Annotated in this window: 19 protein-coding genes and 2 pseudogenes; 10 read left to right on the top strand and 11 right to left on the bottom strand. The window is 70.2% G+C overall.

Annotated elements, in window-relative coordinates; translation table 11 throughout:
* Window positions 1-91: 91 nt before the first annotated feature.
* Both ABT115_RS29025 and ABT115_RS29030 read right to left on the bottom strand, forming a co-directional pair.
* The gene (locus ABT115_RS29025) at window positions 92-3,352 is read right to left on the bottom strand and encodes a sacsin N-terminal ATP-binding-like domain-containing protein (protein WP_351795965.1); all 3,261 of its coding nucleotides are present in this window, start codon (window positions 3,350-3,352) and stop codon (window positions 92-94) included.
* Window positions 3,353-3,569: 217 nt separating this feature from the next.
* Window positions 3,570-4,505: a DUF3027 domain-containing protein gene (locus ABT115_RS29030; protein WP_351795891.1), complete on the bottom strand. Its 936-nt coding sequence runs from the start codon at window positions 4,503-4,505 to the stop codon at window positions 3,570-3,572.
* 433 nt (window positions 4,506-4,938) lie between these two features.
* Between ABT115_RS29030 and ABT115_RS29035 the strand changes: the two genes are divergently transcribed.
* The 4 genes from ABT115_RS29035 to ABT115_RS29050 are packed head-to-tail and all read left to right on the top strand — an operon-like array spanning window position 4,939 to window position 8,469.
* On the top strand, window positions 4,939-6,351 hold the full coding sequence (locus ABT115_RS29035; RefSeq protein WP_351795894.1) for an MFS transporter: 1,413 nt from the start codon (window positions 4,939-4,941) through the stop codon (window positions 6,349-6,351).
* A 27-nt stretch (window positions 6,352-6,378) separates the two neighbouring features.
* Window positions 6,379-6,858: a DUF2771 domain-containing protein gene (locus tag ABT115_RS29040; protein ID WP_351795897.1), complete on the top strand. Its 480-nt coding sequence runs from the start codon at window positions 6,379-6,381 to the stop codon at window positions 6,856-6,858.
* 29 nt (window positions 6,859-6,887) lie between these two features.
* Entirely contained in the window at window positions 6,888-7,619 is a 732-nt protein-coding gene (locus ABT115_RS29045) for a futalosine hydrolase (RefSeq protein ID WP_351795901.1), read from the top strand.
* Window positions 7,600-8,469, top strand: coding sequence for a 1,4-dihydroxy-6-naphtoate synthase (locus ABT115_RS29050; RefSeq protein WP_351795903.1), 870 nt, complete (start codon window positions 7,600-7,602; stop codon window positions 8,467-8,469). The genes ABT115_RS29045 and ABT115_RS29050 overlap by 20 nt, the downstream gene beginning before the upstream one ends.
* Window positions 8,470-8,520: 51 nt before the next feature.
* Here ABT115_RS29050 and ABT115_RS29055 read toward each other — a convergent pair whose 3' ends face one another.
* Window positions 8,521-8,904 (bottom strand): cold-shock protein, encoded by a 384-nt coding sequence (locus tag ABT115_RS29055; RefSeq protein WP_072485776.1) that lies wholly within the window; start codon window positions 8,902-8,904, stop codon window positions 8,521-8,523.
* Window positions 8,905-9,139: 235 nt separating this feature from the next.
* Here ABT115_RS29055 and ABT115_RS29060 point away from each other — a divergent pair, with 235 nt between their 5' ends.
* The gene (locus tag ABT115_RS29060; RefSeq protein WP_351795905.1) at window positions 9,140-9,364 is read left to right on the top strand and encodes a hypothetical protein; all 225 of its coding nucleotides are present in this window, start codon (window positions 9,140-9,142) and stop codon (window positions 9,362-9,364) included.
* 268 nt (window positions 9,365-9,632) lie between these two features.
* On the opposite strand, the gene ABT115_RS29065 is transcribed toward ABT115_RS29060, so the two are convergent.
* A complete protein-coding gene (locus ABT115_RS29065) occupies window positions 9,633-9,872 on the bottom strand; it encodes an LmrA/YxaF family transcription factor (RefSeq protein ID WP_502969186.1) in 240 nt (79 codons plus the stop codon).
* Window positions 9,873-9,985: 113 nt separating this feature from the next.
* On the opposite strand from ABT115_RS29065, the pseudogene ABT115_RS29070 reads away from it, so the two are divergent.
* Together ABT115_RS29070 and ABT115_RS29075 are read left to right on the top strand one after the other, a co-directional pair.
* Window positions 9,986-10,834, top strand: a pseudogene (locus tag ABT115_RS29070) (RNA-guided endonuclease InsQ/TnpB family protein); the annotation flags it as partial.
* 417 nt (window positions 10,835-11,251) lie between these two features.
* A complete protein-coding gene (locus ABT115_RS29075; protein WP_351795911.1) occupies window positions 11,252-11,914 on the top strand; it encodes a DUF4232 domain-containing protein in 663 nt (220 codons plus the stop codon).
* A gap of 104 nt (window positions 11,915-12,018) precedes the next feature.
* On the opposite strand, the pseudogene ABT115_RS29080 reads toward ABT115_RS29075, so the two are convergent.
* The 4 genes and pseudogenes from ABT115_RS29080 to ABT115_RS29095 form a co-directional block, all read right to left on the bottom strand.
* Window positions 12,019-12,306, bottom strand: a pseudogene (locus ABT115_RS29080) (GNAT family N-acetyltransferase); the annotation flags it as partial.
* A 100-nt stretch (window positions 12,307-12,406) separates the two neighbouring features.
* A complete protein-coding gene (locus ABT115_RS29085; protein WP_351795914.1) occupies window positions 12,407-12,652 on the bottom strand; it encodes a DUF397 domain-containing protein in 246 nt (81 codons plus the stop codon).
* Entirely contained in the window at window positions 12,645-12,839 is a 195-nt protein-coding gene (locus tag ABT115_RS29090; RefSeq protein ID WP_351795917.1) for a DUF397 domain-containing protein, read from the bottom strand. Before ABT115_RS29090 ends, ABT115_RS29085 begins: the two co-directional genes overlap by 8 nt.
* 11 nt (window positions 12,840-12,850) lie before the next feature.
* A complete protein-coding gene (locus ABT115_RS29095) occupies window positions 12,851-13,702 on the bottom strand; it encodes a helix-turn-helix domain-containing protein (protein WP_351795919.1) in 852 nt (283 codons plus the stop codon).
* Window positions 13,703-13,912: 210 nt separating this feature from the next.
* Here ABT115_RS29095 and ABT115_RS29100 point away from each other — a divergent pair, with 210 nt between their 5' ends.
* Window positions 13,913-14,374, top strand: a complete 462-nt coding sequence (locus ABT115_RS29100; protein ID WP_351795921.1) for an ATP-binding protein — start codon at window positions 13,913-13,915, stop codon at window positions 14,372-14,374.
* Window positions 14,375-14,682: 308 nt separating this feature from the next.
* Here ABT115_RS29100 and ABT115_RS29105 read toward each other — a convergent pair whose 3' ends face one another.
* Both ABT115_RS29105 and ABT115_RS29110 read right to left on the bottom strand, forming a co-directional pair.
* Window positions 14,683-14,796 carry an SMI1/KNR4 family protein gene (locus ABT115_RS29105; RefSeq protein ID WP_351795924.1) on the bottom strand — a complete coding sequence of 38 codons (114 nt, stop codon included), beginning with the start codon at window positions 14,794-14,796 and terminating at the stop codon, window positions 14,683-14,685.
* Between the two features lie 131 nt (window positions 14,797-14,927).
* Window positions 14,928-15,359 carry a hypothetical protein gene (locus ABT115_RS29110; RefSeq protein WP_351795927.1) on the bottom strand — a complete coding sequence of 144 codons (432 nt, stop codon included), beginning with the start codon at window positions 15,357-15,359 and terminating at the stop codon, window positions 14,928-14,930.
* Between the two features lie 92 nt (window positions 15,360-15,451).
* Between ABT115_RS29110 and ABT115_RS29115 the strand changes: the two genes are divergently transcribed.
* Both ABT115_RS29115 and ABT115_RS29120 read left to right on the top strand, forming a co-directional pair.
* Window positions 15,452-16,084 (top strand): RNA polymerase sigma factor, encoded by a 633-nt coding sequence (locus tag ABT115_RS29115; protein ID WP_351795930.1) that lies wholly within the window; start codon window positions 15,452-15,454, stop codon window positions 16,082-16,084.
* Complete coding sequence (locus tag ABT115_RS29120; RefSeq protein WP_351795932.1) at window positions 16,081-17,127, top strand: CU044_5270 family protein; 1,047 nt, start codon at window positions 16,081-16,083, stop codon at window positions 17,125-17,127. Before ABT115_RS29115 ends, ABT115_RS29120 begins: the two co-directional genes overlap by 4 nt.
* Before the next feature lie 227 nt (window positions 17,128-17,354).
* Here ABT115_RS29120 and ABT115_RS29125 read toward each other — a convergent pair whose 3' ends face one another.
* Entirely contained in the window at window positions 17,355-17,969 is a 615-nt protein-coding gene (locus tag ABT115_RS29125) for an HAD family hydrolase (protein WP_502969187.1), read from the bottom strand.
* Between the last annotated feature and the right edge of the window lie 78 nt (window positions 17,970-18,047).

The following is an 18,047-nucleotide window of genomic DNA, read 5'->3' on the forward strand; positions in this document are numbered from 1 at the left end:
ACGCCCCGCACCCCACCACCATGTGGGCAAACCACCCCAAACGAACACCCGGCGGAACGCGGGAAAGGATCAAGCACCTTAAACGTCAAGCTCAGTCGAACCAGCGGTCCCGGGCCAGTTCCTCCGTACGGGACGGGTCCTCCAGCAGCGCCGCGACCTCGAAGCGGCGCGGCCACTGCCCCGCCGCCCAGGCCAGGCCCGCAGCGACGCCTTCCAGCGTGGCAGCGTGCACGGTCCCGTCGGGGGTGCGGTGCCAGTCCAGTTCGACGCCGCCCGCGCGCAGTTCGCCGTGCTCGATGTACGTCTCCGGGGTTCCGGCACCGAGCAGTACCCGTACCGAATCCGGCACTTGGTGCTCCTCGCCCTGAGTCGTCACCTCCGCCTCGACGCTCTCGCCGAGCCTGCGCACCTGGAACAGCTCGGCCAGATCGGCCGCGCGTGCCGGCGCGACCGGGAGCAGTGGGAGCCCTCCGGCGAGCGGCAGCAGATCCGGGGCGTCCGCGATCACGGCGTCCGCCGCGTCGACGACCCGGACCTCGCCGTCGACCACGGCCCGCAATTCATCGGGCAGCGTGACCTGTTCCGGGTCGAGATCGGCCAGGGCCGTGTACAGGGAGTGCAGTTGTACGGGGCCCACCTCACGGTCCTCGTCCGCGAGCCGGCCGAGGAGTTCGGCGGCGCCGCCCGGCTCGTCGAGGAGGGCGGACACGGACGTCCGTACGCCGAGGGCACGCAGCACCTCGGCGTCGTCGAAGCCGGACGCGTCGGCGGAGTCGTACAGTCCGGCCAGTCGCGGGTCGCCGCTCGCCGCCCGCAGACCGGCCGGGCGGCGGCCGTGGAGCACGGGGTGGTCGCGCAGCCACCAGGCCGTGTACGGGCGGACGGACTGCGTCGTGCCGTCGGGCAGCAGCACCCGCACCGGCTGGGTCAGCGCGTCGCGCAGCGGCGGCTGGGCGAGCAGGGCGAGCGCCTGCGGCCAGGCGTCGTCGTCGACGAGGTCCAGGTCGCGAACGGCGACGAGTTCGGTGGCGACCGGCGGCACGGAGGCCCGCCCGTCGCCCGACCACCACCCCTCATCGTCACCGCTGCGCGGCGGCAGATTCAATTGCAGCTGGTCGAGGATGTCCTCGCACCACACGTCCACGGCGTCGAGCAGTCCGGCGTCGTCGGGCTCGGCGAAGTCGCCCTCGCGAGGCTCCAGTTCGTCCGGGTCCAGGACGACATCAGTGGCCCGTACAAGGGCGAAGGTGGCGAGCACACCGCAGGCGGTGAGCGGCTGCACGCCCCAGCGGTCGGTCAATTCCTGGTCGCAGAGCGCCAGTTCACCTTCTCGCATGACGGCTGCGAACGGGCTGCCGGGCAGCACGAGTTCACCGGCGGGCGCGGGTTCGCCGTCCTCGTCCAGAAGGGCGAGCGCGCCGAGCCAGGGCTCGTCGCCGGGTGCCAGCTCGGCGTCCCGTACGAGGGTGAGGACGGTCTCCGCGAGCTCTTCGGCATCCAGCGCGTCCTCGTCCCAGATCTCACCCGCGTCCAGCGATCCGGCGACGGCCGCCCGCACCTGCGGGGTCGTCAGCACGGCGCGTGGCGTGGCGGGCAGGGCGCCCAGCTTCTCCAGCAGCGGATGGGCGGCGTCCGGGTGCGCGACTTTCAGCCCGAGCCGGGCGAGGCGGCCCAGGACGGGGCCGGTGAGTGCGTCGGGGAACGGGAGGAGGACCTGGCGGGGGCCGATGGCGGTGCGGGGGGCGGTCGGGGTCTCGGCGTCCTGCGCCTCCAGCCTACCGGCGAGCGGGACGGGCAGGCCGGAGAGGCGGTCCGGGTCGATGCCGGACAAGCTGTCGTACAGTCGCCGCCACCAGCCGGGTTCGCGCTCCAGACCGGCAAGACGGTCGATCGCCTCGGTCAGCGGCACGCGGGCGATGCCGAGGGTGCGCAGTTCACTGCGGCGCTCGAGTCCGGCGGGCAGCAGGCACGGCAGGACCTCGGCGAGCACTCGTACCGTCTCGGCGCCCACGCCTTCCAGCACCTCGGCCTCCATGGGACGCAGCGCGGTCGTGGCCGTCGCCCGGATGCCGTCCGCCTGCGCATCCCAGGTGTCCCACCGGTCCGTTTCGGTGGTGGCGTCGCGCGGGGCGGCAGGCTCCAGGAACGCGACGCGCGGCAGCCGCTCCAGGATCGCGCCGCGCAGGGCTCCGTCCAGTTCGCCCTTGCCGAGCGGTCCGGGGACGAGGTCGATCGTGTCGATGGACACCGGCTGCCAGTCGGCGAGCAGTTCGGCGTACGCGTCGGCCGCGCGCTGCACCAGGAAGTCGGTGAGCGGTCCTGGTGCGGGGTGGCGGCGGGTGCTGTCGAGCGGCAGCGACGCGATGAGCAGCGCGGGGATACCGAGGGGTTCGTCGGTGGGGGTCGGCGCGTGGACGACGGGGAGGGTGCGGGGGCGTACCGGGGCGCCCTCGGCGTCCACCGGCACCGCCCAGGTGACGGACCAGTGCGGGCGCAGCCGTTCCTCGCGGGGCCGGTCGGCCAGCAGGGCGGGTTCGACAAGGCCGTGCCGGGTGACGGTGCGCCAGCGGTGCGTACCGTGCGCGGAGTCCTCGACGTGGGTGTACGGGCCGTGCTGCGAACGGCGCAACGTCCGTACGGCGTCCGGGGTTTCGATCACGATCTCGTCGAGGCCGCGCAGGGTGAGCAGGAGCGCGTCGTCGACCGCGTCGAGCAGCCGGGCCACGAGGTCCTCGGCGCCGCCGTCGCGCAGCGGAAGGACGACGACGGTGTCGTACCCGTCGGGCGCGGTGCCCTCGGCGGGCAGCGGGAGCCGCAGCAGGGGTACGTGGCCGTCGCGGCGGCGGAGCTCGTCGCCGAGGCCGGGGCTGGCGACGGCCGTCCTTGCGGCGAGGTCGCGGGCCTCGGCGAGGGACCAGCGGACGCCTCCGTGCCTGCCGACGACCGCGGGCTCGTCGCTCACCGCGAGCACGGCGGCGAAGCCGACGCCGAACCTGCCGACGGCTCCCTCGTGGCCCTCGCGCTTGGCGGAGGCGCGCAGGGTGGAGAGCGACTCCACGCCGGTGGCGTCGAGGGGGGCGCCGCTGTTGGCGGCGGCGAGTATGGCGGGGGCGTCCGCGGTCGCCGGGTGCAGGGTGAGGCGGAGCCGGCCGGGGACCTGTGCGCGGGCGGCGGCGTCGGCAGCGTTCTGGGCCAGTTCGACGACGAGGCGGTCGCGGTAGCCGCCGAGCGCGAGGTCTTCCTCGGCGTTGGCGTCCTCGCGGAATCTGGCGGGGCCGGCGCCCCAGGCGTCGAGCACGCCACGTCGCAGCCGTGCGGTCCCGAACGGGTCGGCCCCCTCGGTCGCATTCATGCTCACGCTCTGACTCCGCTCTTTCCGGTTACGCGTTACCCGTGCCGCCAGTGTGCGCCTGAAGGTACCGGGTCCTCTCGCCGGACAGGGCATCGCGAACAGCGCTCCGCGCGGGCGACGACGCATCCGCCCCAGGCCACAGGGGGCTATCGCGCGGGCCGCTGATCCACTCCCTATTGTTCCCCAGGTCGTAAGAGCCCAGGAATTTCCGCGCCAGTCAGGAGTGGCCGAGGTCCTCCGTCGGGGTGTCCGGTTCCGCCGGGACCGAGCCGGAGTCCCGCGCCGGACGCAACGGATACTCGTCCGCCTGCATCGTGTCCAACGCATGCGGCGCCGGCTTCGGCGGCTTCGGCATCACCGCCGCCTCCGAATGCCCACCACACCCGTACGACAGCGACACCACATGCCCGTCCGCCGGACCGAACTCGTTCGCGCACACCCCGAACGCCTGCTTGAGCGAACCCGCCAGCGGCACCAGGAACGCGCAGGTGACACACGACGCAGGAGCCGCCTGAGCCATCGGCGTCTTCGCGCCGAACGCCTCGTCCCACCGGTCGGCCGCCGTGTGCAGCCCGTACCGCGACAGCACCCGCGCCCGCCGCATACCGAGCTCCTCCGCGAGCGCCGCGACCGAGCCCCGGCTCGTCGTCGCGGGGCGCGTCGTCAGCTCCGCGTCCTCCGCGTCGACGAGGTCGGCCATCTCCTTGGACACCTCGGAGACCACGGAGTTCGGCGACGGCTCGTCCTCGCCGGTGTAGCCGGGCTCCAGGCGGATGTCGTCCGCCTCGGTGGGCAGCAGATCGCCCGGTCCCATGTCCCCGGGACGCAGCCGCTCGCTCCACGGCACCCACTCCGGAGCGAGCAGGGCGTCGCTGCCGGGCAGCAGAACCGTCTCGTCGAGGGTGACGTTCTTCGCGCGGGACGCCCGGGCGACGGTCACCGCCCAACGCCAGCCCCGGTAGCCCGGTTCCTGGCACTCGAAAAAGTGCGTGACGACCCGGTCCCCCTCGGCGACCACCGCCACATGCTCACCGACGACCCCCGGCGCGGCTGCTTCCTCGGCCGCCGCGCGGGCGAGGTCTACCGCCTCCACGCACAGACGGTCGGGGACAGGGGTACGGGCCGTACGGCTTCGCGTCGTCGCAGCACTCACAGGTCTCGCTTCTCTCCTACTCCAGTCTCACGAGCGCGCCAGCGCATCCATCGATTCCGGCCATGACGGATGCGGGCGGAGCGGACCTGGGGGCCGCGTCGACGTCCACACCCGTTGTGCCTGCCTCGGGCGCACCCTCTGCCATCCATTCTGCGGGATCGCCGATAGGCGCGCGGCCGAGCAAAACCGCCGGTGGCGCGCTACGCACGCTACCCTCTCTGCCGCCCCCCGCCCACCTGCCCGTCCTGAACAAGGACGTATCCGGCTCCGTGCCCCGTGCAAAGTCCGCCTCGGAACCCGTCACAAGTGCCGGCCGGCCCGGTCCGGGCGGCCATGCCCGGGCCGGGTGGACCACTGACCCGACAGGGCCAAGTGCACCGCGCCCCGCGCCGAACCCGGTTCGTCACCGCTGTGGCTGGGGCACTATGACGAAGTGGCTTCCGCCAGGTCGCACAAGGATTCCGGCTCGCTCCGCAGGGCGGGCCGGACGATCGGTCATGCCCTCCACACCCCGTTCACCGTCAGCGCAAGACGAATCCGGAAGGCGACGCACGCCCACGGCGCCGGGGAGTCCGGACTCGGCAAACTGATCGAACTGCACGCCGTGAACGGCGCGGGCGATGTGATGATCACGATCGCGCTCGCCTCCACGGTGTTCTTCTCCGTACCGACGGACGAGGCCCGCGGCCGCGTCGCGCTCTACCTCGCCATCACCATGGCGCCCTTCGCCCTCCTCGCCCCCGTGATCGGCCCGCTCCTGGACCATCTTCCGCACGGCCGCCGCGCCGCGATGGCCTGTGCGATGCTGGCCCGTGCGGTGCTCGCGCTCACCATGTCGGGCGCGATCGCCACCGGCAGCCTGGAGCTTTATCCCGCCGCGCTGGGCGTCCTGGTCTGCTCGAAGGCATACGGAGTCGTACGCAGCGCCGTCGTGCCGCGTCTGCTGCCACCCCGCTTCTCCCTGGTGAGGGCGAACTCCCGGATCACCCTGGCCGGGCTCCTGGCGACCGGGGTCGCCGCCCCGATCGGGGCGGGGCTGCACACCATCGGGCCCACCTGGCCGCTGTACGGCGCGTGCGTGATCTTCACCGGCGGGGCCGTCCTCGCCTTCACGCTGCCGCACAAGGTCGACTCCTCGAAGGGTGAGCGGAAGGCCCAGCTGGTAACGCCGCACGGTGTGCTGTCCCCCCGGCCCGAGCCGAAGAGGAACGACAAGGCGAGGGGCCGGGAGAAGAACGGCGAGAAGCGGCCCGGGCTGCGGTCCGTGGGCCCGTCCGTGCTGAACGGGCTCCAGGCCAACACCGCACACCGCGCGCTCTCCGGCTTCCTGATCTTCTTTCTGGCCTTCCTGCTGCGCGAGCACCCGCTCGGTGGGCAGAGCGCCGCCGTCTCGCTCGGCATCGCCGGTGCGGCGGCCGGTGCAGGCAACGCGCTCGGTACGGCGGTCGGCGCCTGGCTCCGAGCCCGCGCCCCCGAGGTGATCGTCGCCTCGATGCTGGCCCTGGCCCTGGGTGTCGCCGTGCTCGCCGCGCTGTTCTTCAGCACCGCCACCATCGCCGCGCTCAGCGCGACGGCAGGTTTCACCCAGGCCCTGTCGAAGCTCTCGCTGGACGCGATGATCCAGCGCGACGTGCCCGAAGAGGTACGGACATCCGCGTTCGCCCGGTCCGAGACGGTGCTCCAGATGGCGTGGGTGGTCGGCGGCGGCATCGGCATCGCCCTCCCCCTCAACGGCGTACTGGGCATGTGGGTCGCCGCGGGCCTCCTCACTCTGGGCGCCGCCACGTCCGTACGGGGGCTGCTGAGCGGCCCGCGGCGCGGCTCGCCGCACCCCCGCGTGGCGTGAGCCGGAGCGACCGATAGCCTTCGGCCCATGACCGTAGCGTTCTTCTCCGGTAAGGGCCGCCGAATCGGCGTCGCTCTTGGTGCCGTGTCCGCGGGACTCCTTGTCCTCTCCGCCTGCAGCAAGCCGACGCCGCTCGCGACCGTAACGGTCGGCGGCAACACGGTGACCGCCGAGGCGTCCTGCTACAACGACGGCAAGGCCATCAAGTCGACCGAGTTCCAGAGCTGCCTCAACAAGAAGGCGCAGAAGACCGTCGAGGTCGCGATGGACGACAAGGTCCGCTTCGGCGTGGACCCGGAGATCGCGAACAACGGCTGGACGCTGTTCATCAACGGCCAGCAGGCCGAGCAGGAGCCGTACAAGAAGACCTACCGGTCCATCCCGGGCAGCGCCTTCTTCTCCAGCCAGACCGGCGAGATCGCGAACAAGACGCAGATCAGCATCGTGGAGACCAAGGGCAAAGATCTCGTCGGCGTCTGGCACTTCGAGCTGAAGAAGACCTCCTGACCTCCTCCTGAACCCGGAGGACCTCTCCCGTGCGTGTGCTCGTCGTGACCGCTGTCCCAGCAGAACGGGACGCGGTCACGCGCGCGTTCGGGGACGTGTCGGCAGTGGCCGTGCGCGAAGTGCCGGGCGCTCAGCTCCACCGCGTGGCCGGCACCGGCGGCTCCGGCGTCGTCGAGGTCCTCGATGTCCTCGCGGGCGGTGCGGGACCGGCCGCCGCAGCCTCCGCGACGGCTTTCGGTCTTGCCTCCGGGCCGTATGACCTCGTCGTCTCGGCCGGGATCGGCGGCGGATTCGTGCCCGTCGCCCCGGTCGGCTCGCTCGTCGTCGCGAGCGGCATCGTCGCCGCCGATCTGGGCGCCGAGACCCCCGAGGGCTTCGTGCCCGTCACCGCTCTGGGCTTCGGCCGCGACCGGTTCACGCCACCGCCCGCACAGGTACGCGCCGTGGCCGCCGCCACCGGCGCGCTCACCGGCGAGATCCTCACCGTCTCCACCGTGACCGGCAGCGCCGAGCGCGCCGCCGCCCTTCTCGCCGCGCACCCACGGGCCGCCGCCGAGGCCATGGAGGGCTTCGGCGTCGCCGAGGCCGCCGAGCGGAGAGGCCTGCCGGTACTGGAACTCAGAGCGGTCTCGAACGCCATCGGCCCGCGCGACCGGGACGCGTGGCGCATCGGCGATGCGCTGGCCGCACTCACCGGGGCTTTCGGGAAGCTCATCCCCGTACTGGAAGGCTGGACCCACCATGACCGACACGACTCATGACCCGTTCCATAACCCGCTGAAGATCGCTTTCTCGCCGTGCCCGAACGACACCTTCGTCTTCGACGCCTGGGCGCACGGAAGGGTCCCCGACGCGCCCGCCCTCGATGTCACCTTCGCCGACATCGACATCACCAACGCAATGGCCGAGCGCGGCGAACTCGATGTGCTCAAGGTCTCGTACGCGGTGCTGCCCTGGGTGCTCGACAAGTACGCGCTGCTGCCGTGCGGCGGGGCGCTGGGGCGGGGCTGCGGACCGCTCGTCCTCACGAAGCGGGCGGGCACGGACCTGACGGGGAAGACCGTCGCCGTGCCGAGTGAGCGCTCCACCGCGTATCTGCTGTTCCGGCTCTGGGCGGCGGAAGTGGTGCCGGGCGGGGTCGGCGAGATCGTCGTCATGCCGTTCGACGAGATCATGCCCGCCGTGCGCGACGGGAAGGTGGACGCCGGTCTCGTCATCCACGAAGCCCGATTCACGTACCAGAACTACGGGCTGCACAACCTCGCCGACATGGGCCGGCACTGGGAGGAGACGACCGGGCTGCCGATCCCGCTCGGCGCGATCATCGCCAAGCGGTCGCTGGGCGCGGACATGCTGAAGCTGCTCGCCGAGTCGGTGCGCACCTCGGTACGGATGGCCTGGGACGACCCTCAGGCATCACGGCCCTACGTGCTGGAGCACGCGCAGGAGATGGACCCGGCCGTGGCGGACCAGCACATCGGGCTGTACGTCAACGAGTTCACCGCCGACCTCGGCGAGGACGGCTACGCGGCGATCCGCGGACTGCTGACCCGCGCGGCGGCCGAGGGGCTGGTACCGCCCCTCGGACCGGATGCGCTGTCGTTCGTCTGAGTCCGCGCGGGTCTGCGCGGATCTACGCGGATCTGCGCGGATCTGCGCGGGTCACACGTCGAGCTGGTCGGCGACCGCGCGCAGCAGGCCGCCGATCTTCTTGCCGGCCGCCTTGTCGGGGTAGCGGCCGCGCTCCAGCATCGGCGTGATGTTCTCCAGCAGGGTGGTCAGGTCCTGCACGATGGACGCGAGCTCGTCCGGCTTGCGGCGCTGTGCGGCCGCGACGGACGGGGTCGGGTCCAGGATCGCCACCGAGAGCGCCTGGTCTCCGCGCTGACCTGCGACGACGCCGAATTCGACGCGCTGCCCGGGCTTGAGGGCGTCGACGCCGTCAGGGAGCACCGAGGAGTGCACGAAGACGTCACCGCCGTCATCGCGGGAGAGGAAGCCGAAGCCCTTCTCGCTGTTGAACCACTTGACCTTGCCAGTCGGCAAAGCACGCACCCCATCTCAACCCGTGTGCCGGAACGAAGCCTCAGCAGGTCAGGCTATCCAGTGGTGGTGCTCCCCTGCTGACAGAAGCCTCCCCAGGTGAAGTACCCCTCGTCAAGCCTGGTCATCCGGACTGTTGTCCAGAAACGGTGCTCGCACCGCTCATCCCTTGCCGCGGGGCGGGCCGTCGGCCCTGGCCGTGGGGCGGATCGTCGGCGTTGGGAACTACCCTGGCGGGATGAGCACTACTCCTTCTGGCCCAGGTGACCGGCTCGTCCGGATCGGCGCGATCGTCTTCTTCATCGGGGCACTGGCCACGCTGGTCACGATGGCCCCGCTATTCCTCGGTACCGATCCGCTTCCGCCCATCGCGTGGTCGCTGAGCATGCTGATGGGGGTCGGGTTCCTGATCGCCGCGGCGGGCTTGGTGCGGTCGGTGCGGGCGGGGGCGCCGAATCGGTAGGGCGTGTTTCGAAAGTAGCGTCGTCCGCCCCGCAGGGCGGGGCGTCACCCGAGCGGTGGCGCAAGGCCGGCTCAGAAGCTGTTGTCCAACCCCCGCTGGGCTCGGAACGCCTGGCACGGCCGCTCGCCGCGTTGCCGAAATGCCCTAATAGCTCCTTCCCCAAGCTCTCAAGGAGCAGGGGAGACCCCATCCGAGGACACTCCGGCGCCTTGCGATCGACCGCTGGAGACGCCCCGAGCTGATCCAGCGGGGGTTGGACAACAGCTTCTCAAGGCTGGATGCGGTCGGGGAACAGCGGCAGGATCTGCGCCAGGACGAGCCGGCAGGGGGTGAGGGACTGGTCGGCGCGCGAGAGCACCATGGCACCCTCCAGGGCGCTGAGAAGAAGCATGGCCAGGCCGTCGGCCTCCCGAGCAGAGGTGACTCCGTAGTACGTCAGGCCCTCCCGCAAGGACGCAAAGATCGACCCGACGGCTCCCCGGTGGTCTTCCGCGAGTTCCTCACCCAACTGCTCGCCACCCAGGGCGTCACCATCCCCGACCGTTCTCTGCCCTACGGGATCGCCCGTCTCGTCGCCGCGAGCGGCGAGACCCTGTGGCGGACCCTCCGCCTGAAGGGATCACCGCGAACGCCCGCTGGTCGATCACGGCGGGCGGGAAGCTGCGCCTGCCGAAGATCGGCGATATGCGGGTGAAGTGGTCTCGGACACTTCCCTCCACGCCGTCCACGGTGACGGTGGTCAAGGACAGCGCGGGCCGGTACTTCGCCTCCTTCGTCGTGGAGACCGGCCCGGAGGAAGTCCTGCCCGAGGTCGCGCCCGAGGTGGGCATCGATCTCGGTCTCGGGCACTTCGCGGTCCTCTCCGACGGCCGGAAGATCGACAGCCCGCGCTTCCTGCGCCGGGCCGTGAAGCGCCTGAAGAAGGCCCAGCGGGACCTGTCCCGCAAGGTCAAGGGCTCCAGCAACCGGAACAAGGCCAGGGTCAAGGTCGCCCGCGCGCACGCGAAGGTGGCCGACGCGCGCCGCGAGTTCCACCACCAGCTCTCCACCAAGCTGATCCGCGAGAACCAAGCGGTCGCCGTGGAGGACCTGGCGGTGAAGGGACTCGCTCGCACGCGCCTGGCCAAGTCCGTGCACGACGCCGGGTGGTCGGCGTTCGTGTCCATGCTGGAGTACAAGGCCGCCCGGTACGGACGCACCTTCGTGAAGATCGGCCGCTTCGAGCCGACCTCTCAAGTGTGCTCGCAGTGCGGCGTCAAGGACGGCCCCAAGCCCCTGCACGTCCGTGTGTGGACGTGTGGGGCGTGCGGGGCCGTTCTGGACCGAGATGTGAACGCGGCGGTCAACGTCGCCAAGGCCGCCGGACTGGCGGTGACAGCCTGTGGAGCGCAGGTAAGACCGGGACTCGTCCCGGCACCGCGCAGCGAAGCAGGAACCCACCCGACACCCCAGCCTTCAACGGCGCGGTAGGCGGGAATCCCCCCTCCAGGGGGGAGAGGATGTCAAAAGCCGATCAGGACACAGCACCACCACGACGGACTCGACGAACTTCGCTCCCAAACAGGTTGACGTTCAGAAGCTGTTGTCCGCCATGAGATCGGCGAGGGCGCCTGTCACACGGTGCGGTGCGGTGCGGCACACCGTGTCCGGACCCTGTTTTCCGTGCCGGGCGGTGGCAGGGCTGGGTGCTGCGGTGGCGGGCGCGGGCGGGCTGTGCCCGGTGGTGGTGCGCGTTGTGCCCGGCTGCGCGTGTAACAGGGGTGTATTAGCGGGCGGTTGGGTGGAACGGTTCGCCGGGCCGGGCGGGTCTGGTGATCAGAAACGCTCGCTCGTACAGGCTCTTACCGAGCAGCCGGTACCCCCACCACCGATGTTGAGGAAGAAATGATGCGCGTTCACAAGCTGACCTTCGCTGCCCTGGCCGTCGTCGCGGGTCTTTCGCTGACGGCCTGCCAGAACGGTGACGAAGACATGGGGCAGAGCGCCCCGTCGTCCGCGTCCAGCGCGGCTTCCGCGAGCGGTGGTTCTGGCTCGGGCGGTTCGGATCAGGGCGGCGGAACGGACTCCGCCGGGAAGGGATCCGGCGGGCAGGGTACGGCTGTCGGGACCGGTTCCAACGGGAACGGCAAGGTCGGCAAGTGCCGCACCGACGAGCTGGAGATCACGGCGATGGACAGCACCATCGATGGCGACCCCGATGGGACCGTCGCGGTGGAGCTGAAGAACGGCGGCGGCCGGGACTGCGTGCTCTCCGGGTACGCGGGCGTCGACCTGAAGACCAGCTCGGGGACGCTGTCCGCGACGCGCACTGGCGAGAAGGCCACCCCGATGACCCTCAAGGACGGGAAGTCGGTGTACTTCGGCATCAACTACCCGATCAACAAGTCGGGCGGCTCCGGCGTCCGCATCACGGGCCTGGTGGTGACCCCACCGGACGAGACGAAGTCGGTCACCCTCGACTGGCCGGGCGCCGCCACGCTGCCCGTCACCGACGGCTCCGACTCCCAGGTGAAGGTCGGCCCGATGGGGAGCGCCGGTCAGGGCGACTGACCCGCGCGTCCCAGGGTGCGCCGTCGGCAGGCATCCGCGATCCTCCCCGCCTGCCGCGACTTGGCGGCCCTGGGGCGGCACGACCTCAGGCGTTGACGGCACTGTCAGACAAGCGGTCTGACCCAGCGGCTCCACTGCTCCTCGGCGTGGTATCCGGCGGCGCGCCAGGCATGCTGACCAAGTTCGTTGTGGTCCAGGACCATGGCATCGGCCCGGCGGCCGCCGAGTGTCGCGAAGCGTTCGTGGGCGGCGGCGAGCAGTGCGGCGGCGATGCCCTGGCGGCGCTGATCCGAGTCGACGGCCAGCCGGTACAGGGTGCAGCGCCAGCCGTCGTAGCCGGCGATGACCGTGCCGACGACTACTCCGTCCCGTTCGGCGACCAGCAGGGCGTCTCGGCGGTCTTCGCTGCTGCGGCCCCTGGCAGCGGCTGCGGCAGATCAACAACCACGTGAACGACGCCCAACAGAAGGAAGAGCGGTAGGCCCGGCGAGGTCAGGCCGGGGCGGCCGGGCCCTCGCCGGCGAGCTCGGTGAAGTGGTCGAACTCGCCGACGATGACGCCCTTGGTGAAGGCATCCCATTTCGCCTGGGTGGTCGTGACGACGTTGGTGGGGTCGCCGGTCTCACGGAGGTACACGAGTTCGTCCGGGCCGAAGGCGATCTCGATCCAGAGGCCGGGGCCCTCCTCGCCCTCAGGGGTGGCACGGATCCAGGTCAGGTCGGCGGGGATGTCAGCCATGGGCGCGGTTCTCCTTGAGGGTGCGTACAAGGGCTGCCCAGGCGGTCGGTGTGGTGCGGAGTATCGCCCCGGTGGGGTCACCGCTCTCAGTGAGCTTGACCCCTTCTCCCGGACCCCCGGCGATGTGGATGCACGAGTCACCCTGGGCGCAGTGGGACGACTTCTGCCAGTGGTCGTAAGTGGGCATGAGCGTTCCTCTCATAGGTGCTGACTGATGTGGTGGATCAGATTCCGGGTGTCCTCAGGCGACAGCGCGGCAGCCTCGATCCTGCTGAACAGGGTTCGGTAGTTCCGGAGTTGGGTTTCGGCATCGAGGAAGGCGAGACCGTGGGACTGGTCGAGGTGGACGGTATCCAGCTCGGGGACTGGACCGTACGCGTAGTAAATGGACTGGCCGGAGCCGGGGATGGCTCCGGCCCTGAACGGGATGACCTGGATGGTGATGTGGTCCCGCTCGCTCATGTCGAGGAGGTGGCGCAGCTGCGACCGTGCCGTCTTGGGACCGCCGACTTCGGTACGCAGCGCGGCCTCGTGGATGAGTGCCTGGTACGGGATCGCCTCGGCCCCGTACAAGACCGCTTGGCGATTTATGCGGAACGAGACACGGTGCTCAATGTCCGGGGGCGGCAGCTCCGGAACGTGCTGCCGGAAGATCTCCCGTGCGTGGTCGGCGCTCTGGAGCAGCCCGGGGATGTGTGCGGTGATGGCGCCGCGCAGCCGTTCGGCGTGGTGCTCCAGTTCCGCAAGGTCCAGGAGAGGCGTCGGCAGGAGCTCCTGGTACTCGGACCACCAGCCGCGCTTCCGGTCCTTGACCATGTCGACCAGGGCTTCGATGAAGGCGTGGTCGGAGCAGGCGTAGTTCTGCGCCATCGCGCGCAGCCGCTCGCCGCTCACCCCGAACCTGGCGCTCTCGATGTTACTCAGCTGCCCCTGGCCTATGCCATGCAGTCGGGCGGCCTCGGTGGCTGTGAGGCCGGCGCGCTCGCGCAATTTGCGCAACTCGGCGGCGATTCGGATGCGCCGGCCGGTGGGGGCCGATCTGCCTGCCATGTAACTCCTCCTGCCGGGGTTGAGTTCGACTCATCACTCACACGAGGGGATCTGCATGCAGTTTCATGAATCCAGTGCAAATAGAACTTGCGGAGAATCTAGTCTCTGACTCGGGCCACCCGCCCGGAAGTACCCCGCTCGACGGAGCGGCCTCGTCACCGGGCAACCCGAAGCGCACCCTCCAACCTCCCTCCGTGAACGGAGACTTCCATGGTCAGTGCCACGGTATCCCCGCCCTGGACGTACACCCTCCAACTCCCGCAAGATCCCCGCGCCCCAGGCGTGGCCCGTGCCACCCTCCGTACGATTCTGCGCGTGCACGGCATGCGCGAACTCACCGAGATCGCAGACCTGTTGGCGAGCGAGTTGGTCACCAACGCCTACCTGCACTCCTCAGGGGCGTACTCCCTGCGCCTGCGCGACGCCGGACGCAGCCGTATCCGGCTGAGCGTCTGGGACACCAACCCGCACATCCCCGCCCCCTTCCGATGGAGCACCGAAGCCCCGGAGGAGCTCGCCGAACGGGGGCGCGGGCTCTATCTCGTCACCCTCTACGCGGAGAGCTGGGGCGCCCACCTCATGGGGACCGGACTGCCGGGGCAGGGCGGCAAGCTCCTCTGGGTGGAATGCGCGGCGAAAACAGAAGAGGCTCCGCCGTGCAGCGCTCAGTGATCGGTGTCGACACGGGGGGCGAGACACAGGCCTGGTTGGCACGCAGAGGCGCCGAAGGTCTGGGCCAAGACCCGGATCGCCTCGTCGTCGTCCGCCACATCACCGATGACCAGTGCCGATAGCTCTGAAAACACTTTTGTCACAGAGGAGTTGGCATCTCGCATACAACCTCGACCACGCTCGTTACTTGCCATCACCACCGACTACGGAACAGAGCCGCTCATTTGACAGACCCGAGTTCGGCGAGAGTCTCCTCGCGTTCCGCGGTCTGGGCGACCAGGTCGAACATCGCATCCGGGCGGCCCGGTTCAAGCAGCCAGAGAACCCCCCGCGAAGAACCCGCCGCCGTACATCTCGACGAGCCGCTTGTAGTCCGCCGGCAGCGCGATGTCCAATGTCTCCTCCACAGCAGACCACTTCACGGTTCGGTCACCCCTGGCGGCGGGCAGAGACGCACCATACGAGCGAGATATCGGCACGCCCTACCCAACGACCCAAGGGAACGGACACATCGTCAGTTCATCCGAAAGCCGGTCATGTGCGGAGAATCGGCCTAGCGGGCGGGGACGCTCGCACGGGCGAGGACGGACAACTCGAACGGGCGGAGTGTGTCGGTACGTTCCCACTCCGCAGGATCGATCGTCTCGCGTTGCCGGACGTACTCGATTGGCTGGAGCCGGCACTCAAGTAGGAGGGCGTTCATCTGCTCGACGCTGAGAAACGTTTGCCAGGGCTCGCCCTGCTCGGCCGCCGCAGCCATGACCAGCTCCGCATACGACTGACCTGCCTCGTCGCGGAGTCCGGCCGGGAGGAGGTGCTCCACGATGAGCTCCGTGCCGGGTGCGAAGCCGCTGATGACGGCCAGGGTCTGCTTGATCGCCTCCGAGGTCAGGTACATCGTGACCCCGAGCCAGCTGACCAGCGCGGGTCGGCGTGCGCGCAGCGCCGGGGCGTCGTACTTACCGTGACGCCTCCTGCTCGACACGGCGCAGCGAGGCGAATGTGTTTTTGGAACCCCTGCGAGTGGCGTACATCACGTTCCGGGAACTGGTCCGGGCCGGTCGGACAGTCGTGGATATGGAGATGAGCGTGCGCGCCCGAATACGGGCGGGAGACCCCGATACATTCGGGACTCTCTTCGATGATTACGCCCGCGCGGTGTACAACCATGCCTTCCGGCTGGCCGGCGACTGGTCAGCAGCCGAGGACGTGCTGTCCTTGACCTTCTTGGAAGCCTGGCGGCTGCGCGAAACGGTGGACCGGGACGGTGGGTCGCTGCGGCCGTGGCTGTTGGGGATCGCGACCAATACCGCGAGGAACATCCGCCGGGCCGCGCGGCGGCACGAGGCGGCTGTCAGCCGTCTGCCGTGTGAGGAAGTGTTCCCGGACTTCGCTGAGGATCTGGTCGACCGCATCGACGACGCGGGCCAAGTAGCGGTGCTGCAGGAAGCGTTGTCCCGGCTGCGCCGCGCGGAGCGCGAGGTGGTCGCGTTGTGTATCTGGTCCGGCCTGGACTACGCGGCCGCCGCCCAGGCGCTGGACATCCCGGTGGGCACTGTCCGCTCTCGCCTCTCGCGCGCCCGCAAGAAGCTCCGCAAGTTCGCCGGTGTCGAAGTTCCGTTGAAGAGCGGGAACTCGGAGGCGGGCTGCGGACAGGTAGATGGTGACCGCGTCCCTGCGGTCCGGCCCACCCAGGAGGAAACCCGATGAGCCCCAAGCCGCCCAGGCCCACCCAGGCCGAGCGCGAGGAGTTGGCCCGGCTGCTGCCGGTCCCGGCCGAACGGGACCTGCATGGACGCCGCCACCGGCTCCTGAAGGACCATTTGATGCGCGAAATCCAGCACAACACCGATGCCGCCGCCACGTCTCACACTTGGCGTCGCCGCCTGACATTTGCGGCCATCCCGCTGGCCGCAGGCGCCATGGCTGTCACACTGGCCACCGGCGGTCTGCTCGACCAGCACCCCACCGCCGCCCCCGATTCGGCCGTGGCCTCAGGTCCGTCCGCACGTGGAACCAACGCCACACCGGCTGCGGTGCTGCTGAACCGTATCGCCACCGTTGCCGCGTCCAAGCCCGCGCCCGCCGTCCGCGACGACCAGTACGTGTACATCGCCAGCAAGGTCGCCTCGTCCGGCATGAGCGTCGAGGGCCGCGTCACGCACCGGGACAAGCTGCACCTGCGGCAGATCTGGCTTTCGGTCGACGGAACTCGCCCCGGCTTGCTGCGCGAGAACGGCGAGGACATCAAGCTGGAGGACGACCCGGGAGGCCTCATTGTCGGTGATTTCAGTCCGGCGCCCACGCTGAACAACCCGACCTACCGCACCCTGCAGTCGCTGCCCACCGACCCCGATGCGCTGCTGAAGAAGATCTACGACGAGACAAAGGGCTCTGGGCCCAATCCGGACCAGCAGGCGTTCGAGACGATCGGCGATCTGCTGCGCGAGCAGCTGGCGCCGCCGAAGGTCAGTGCCGCCCTGTACGAGGCCGCGGCCAAGATCCCCGGCGTCACCGTCGTGGGCGACGCCGTGGACGCCACAGGCCGCCCCGGCGTCGCCGTCGCCCGCGTCCACGCCGGGGTGCGCACCGAGTGGATCTTCGACAAGCACACCCTGGAGTTCCTGGGCTCGCGCAGTGTCGTGGTAAAGAACCCCTCCTTGGGCAAGGCCGGTCAGGTCCTCGGCACCACTGCGGTCCTGAGCCGCAGCATCACCGACAAACCCGGACAGACGCCCGCCGACGCCAGCTGACGACGCGCTACAGCGGTGCCCGAACTGCTCAGTTCGGGCACCGCGCCCGTACTCCCTGCGTCTGCGCGACGCCGGACGCAGCCGTATTCGGCTGCGTCCGGGATACCAATCCGCGCATCCCCGCACCTGCCGGGGCAGGACGGGAGAACCCTCTGGGCGGAGTGCGCGGCCAAGACGGACGCTGCTCCGACGCACGGCGCTCAGTGAACCCGCATCCGGCGGAGGGTCTACGCGGCGTACCCGGCCAGCCAGGACGGGAACTCCGTCAGCGTCGACAGGACGACGTCCGCGCCCGCCGCCCGGAGCTCCGCCGCGTCGCACGGACCCGTGGTGACCGCCACCGAGAGCGCCCGGGCCGTGCGGGCGCCCCGTACGTCGCCGGTGTGGTCGCCCACGTACACATCCGCGCCGTGCTCGCGCAGTGCCTTCCCCTTCGCCTCCGCCCAGAGGCCGCCGATCACCGCATCCGGCTCGATCCCGAGGTGCGCCAGATGCAGCTCCGCGCTCGGCAGGTGCTTGGCGGTGACGACTATCGCCCGGCCGCCCCGCTCACGGATCGCCGCGATCGACTCCCGGGCACCCGGCAGCGCGGGGCTCGGGGCGATGGCATGTGTGGGATAGATCTCCCGGTAGCGGTCGGCGTGCGCGGCCACCGCCTCGGCCGGAAACCAGTTCCGCAGCTCGTCGTCGACCGGCGGGCCGAGCCTGCTCACCACCAGATCCGTGTCGATCGGCGTGCCCGTCTCGGAAGAAAGCGCCAGGTAGGCGGCTTTGATGCCGGGTCGGGTGTCGATGAGCGTCATGTCGAGGTCGAAGCCGACCGTCAGGGAGTACGAAGGCATGGACTCCATTGTCGCGGGACGGTCGTGGCACCGGAACGTCGCACCCGTCCCGGTACGGGCCTCGGGCCCGAAATCGAC

This window comes from Streptomyces sp. NPDC001832 (assembly GCF_040297265.1).
Taxonomy (GTDB): Bacteria; Actinomycetota; Actinomycetes; order Streptomycetales; family Streptomycetaceae; genus Streptomyces.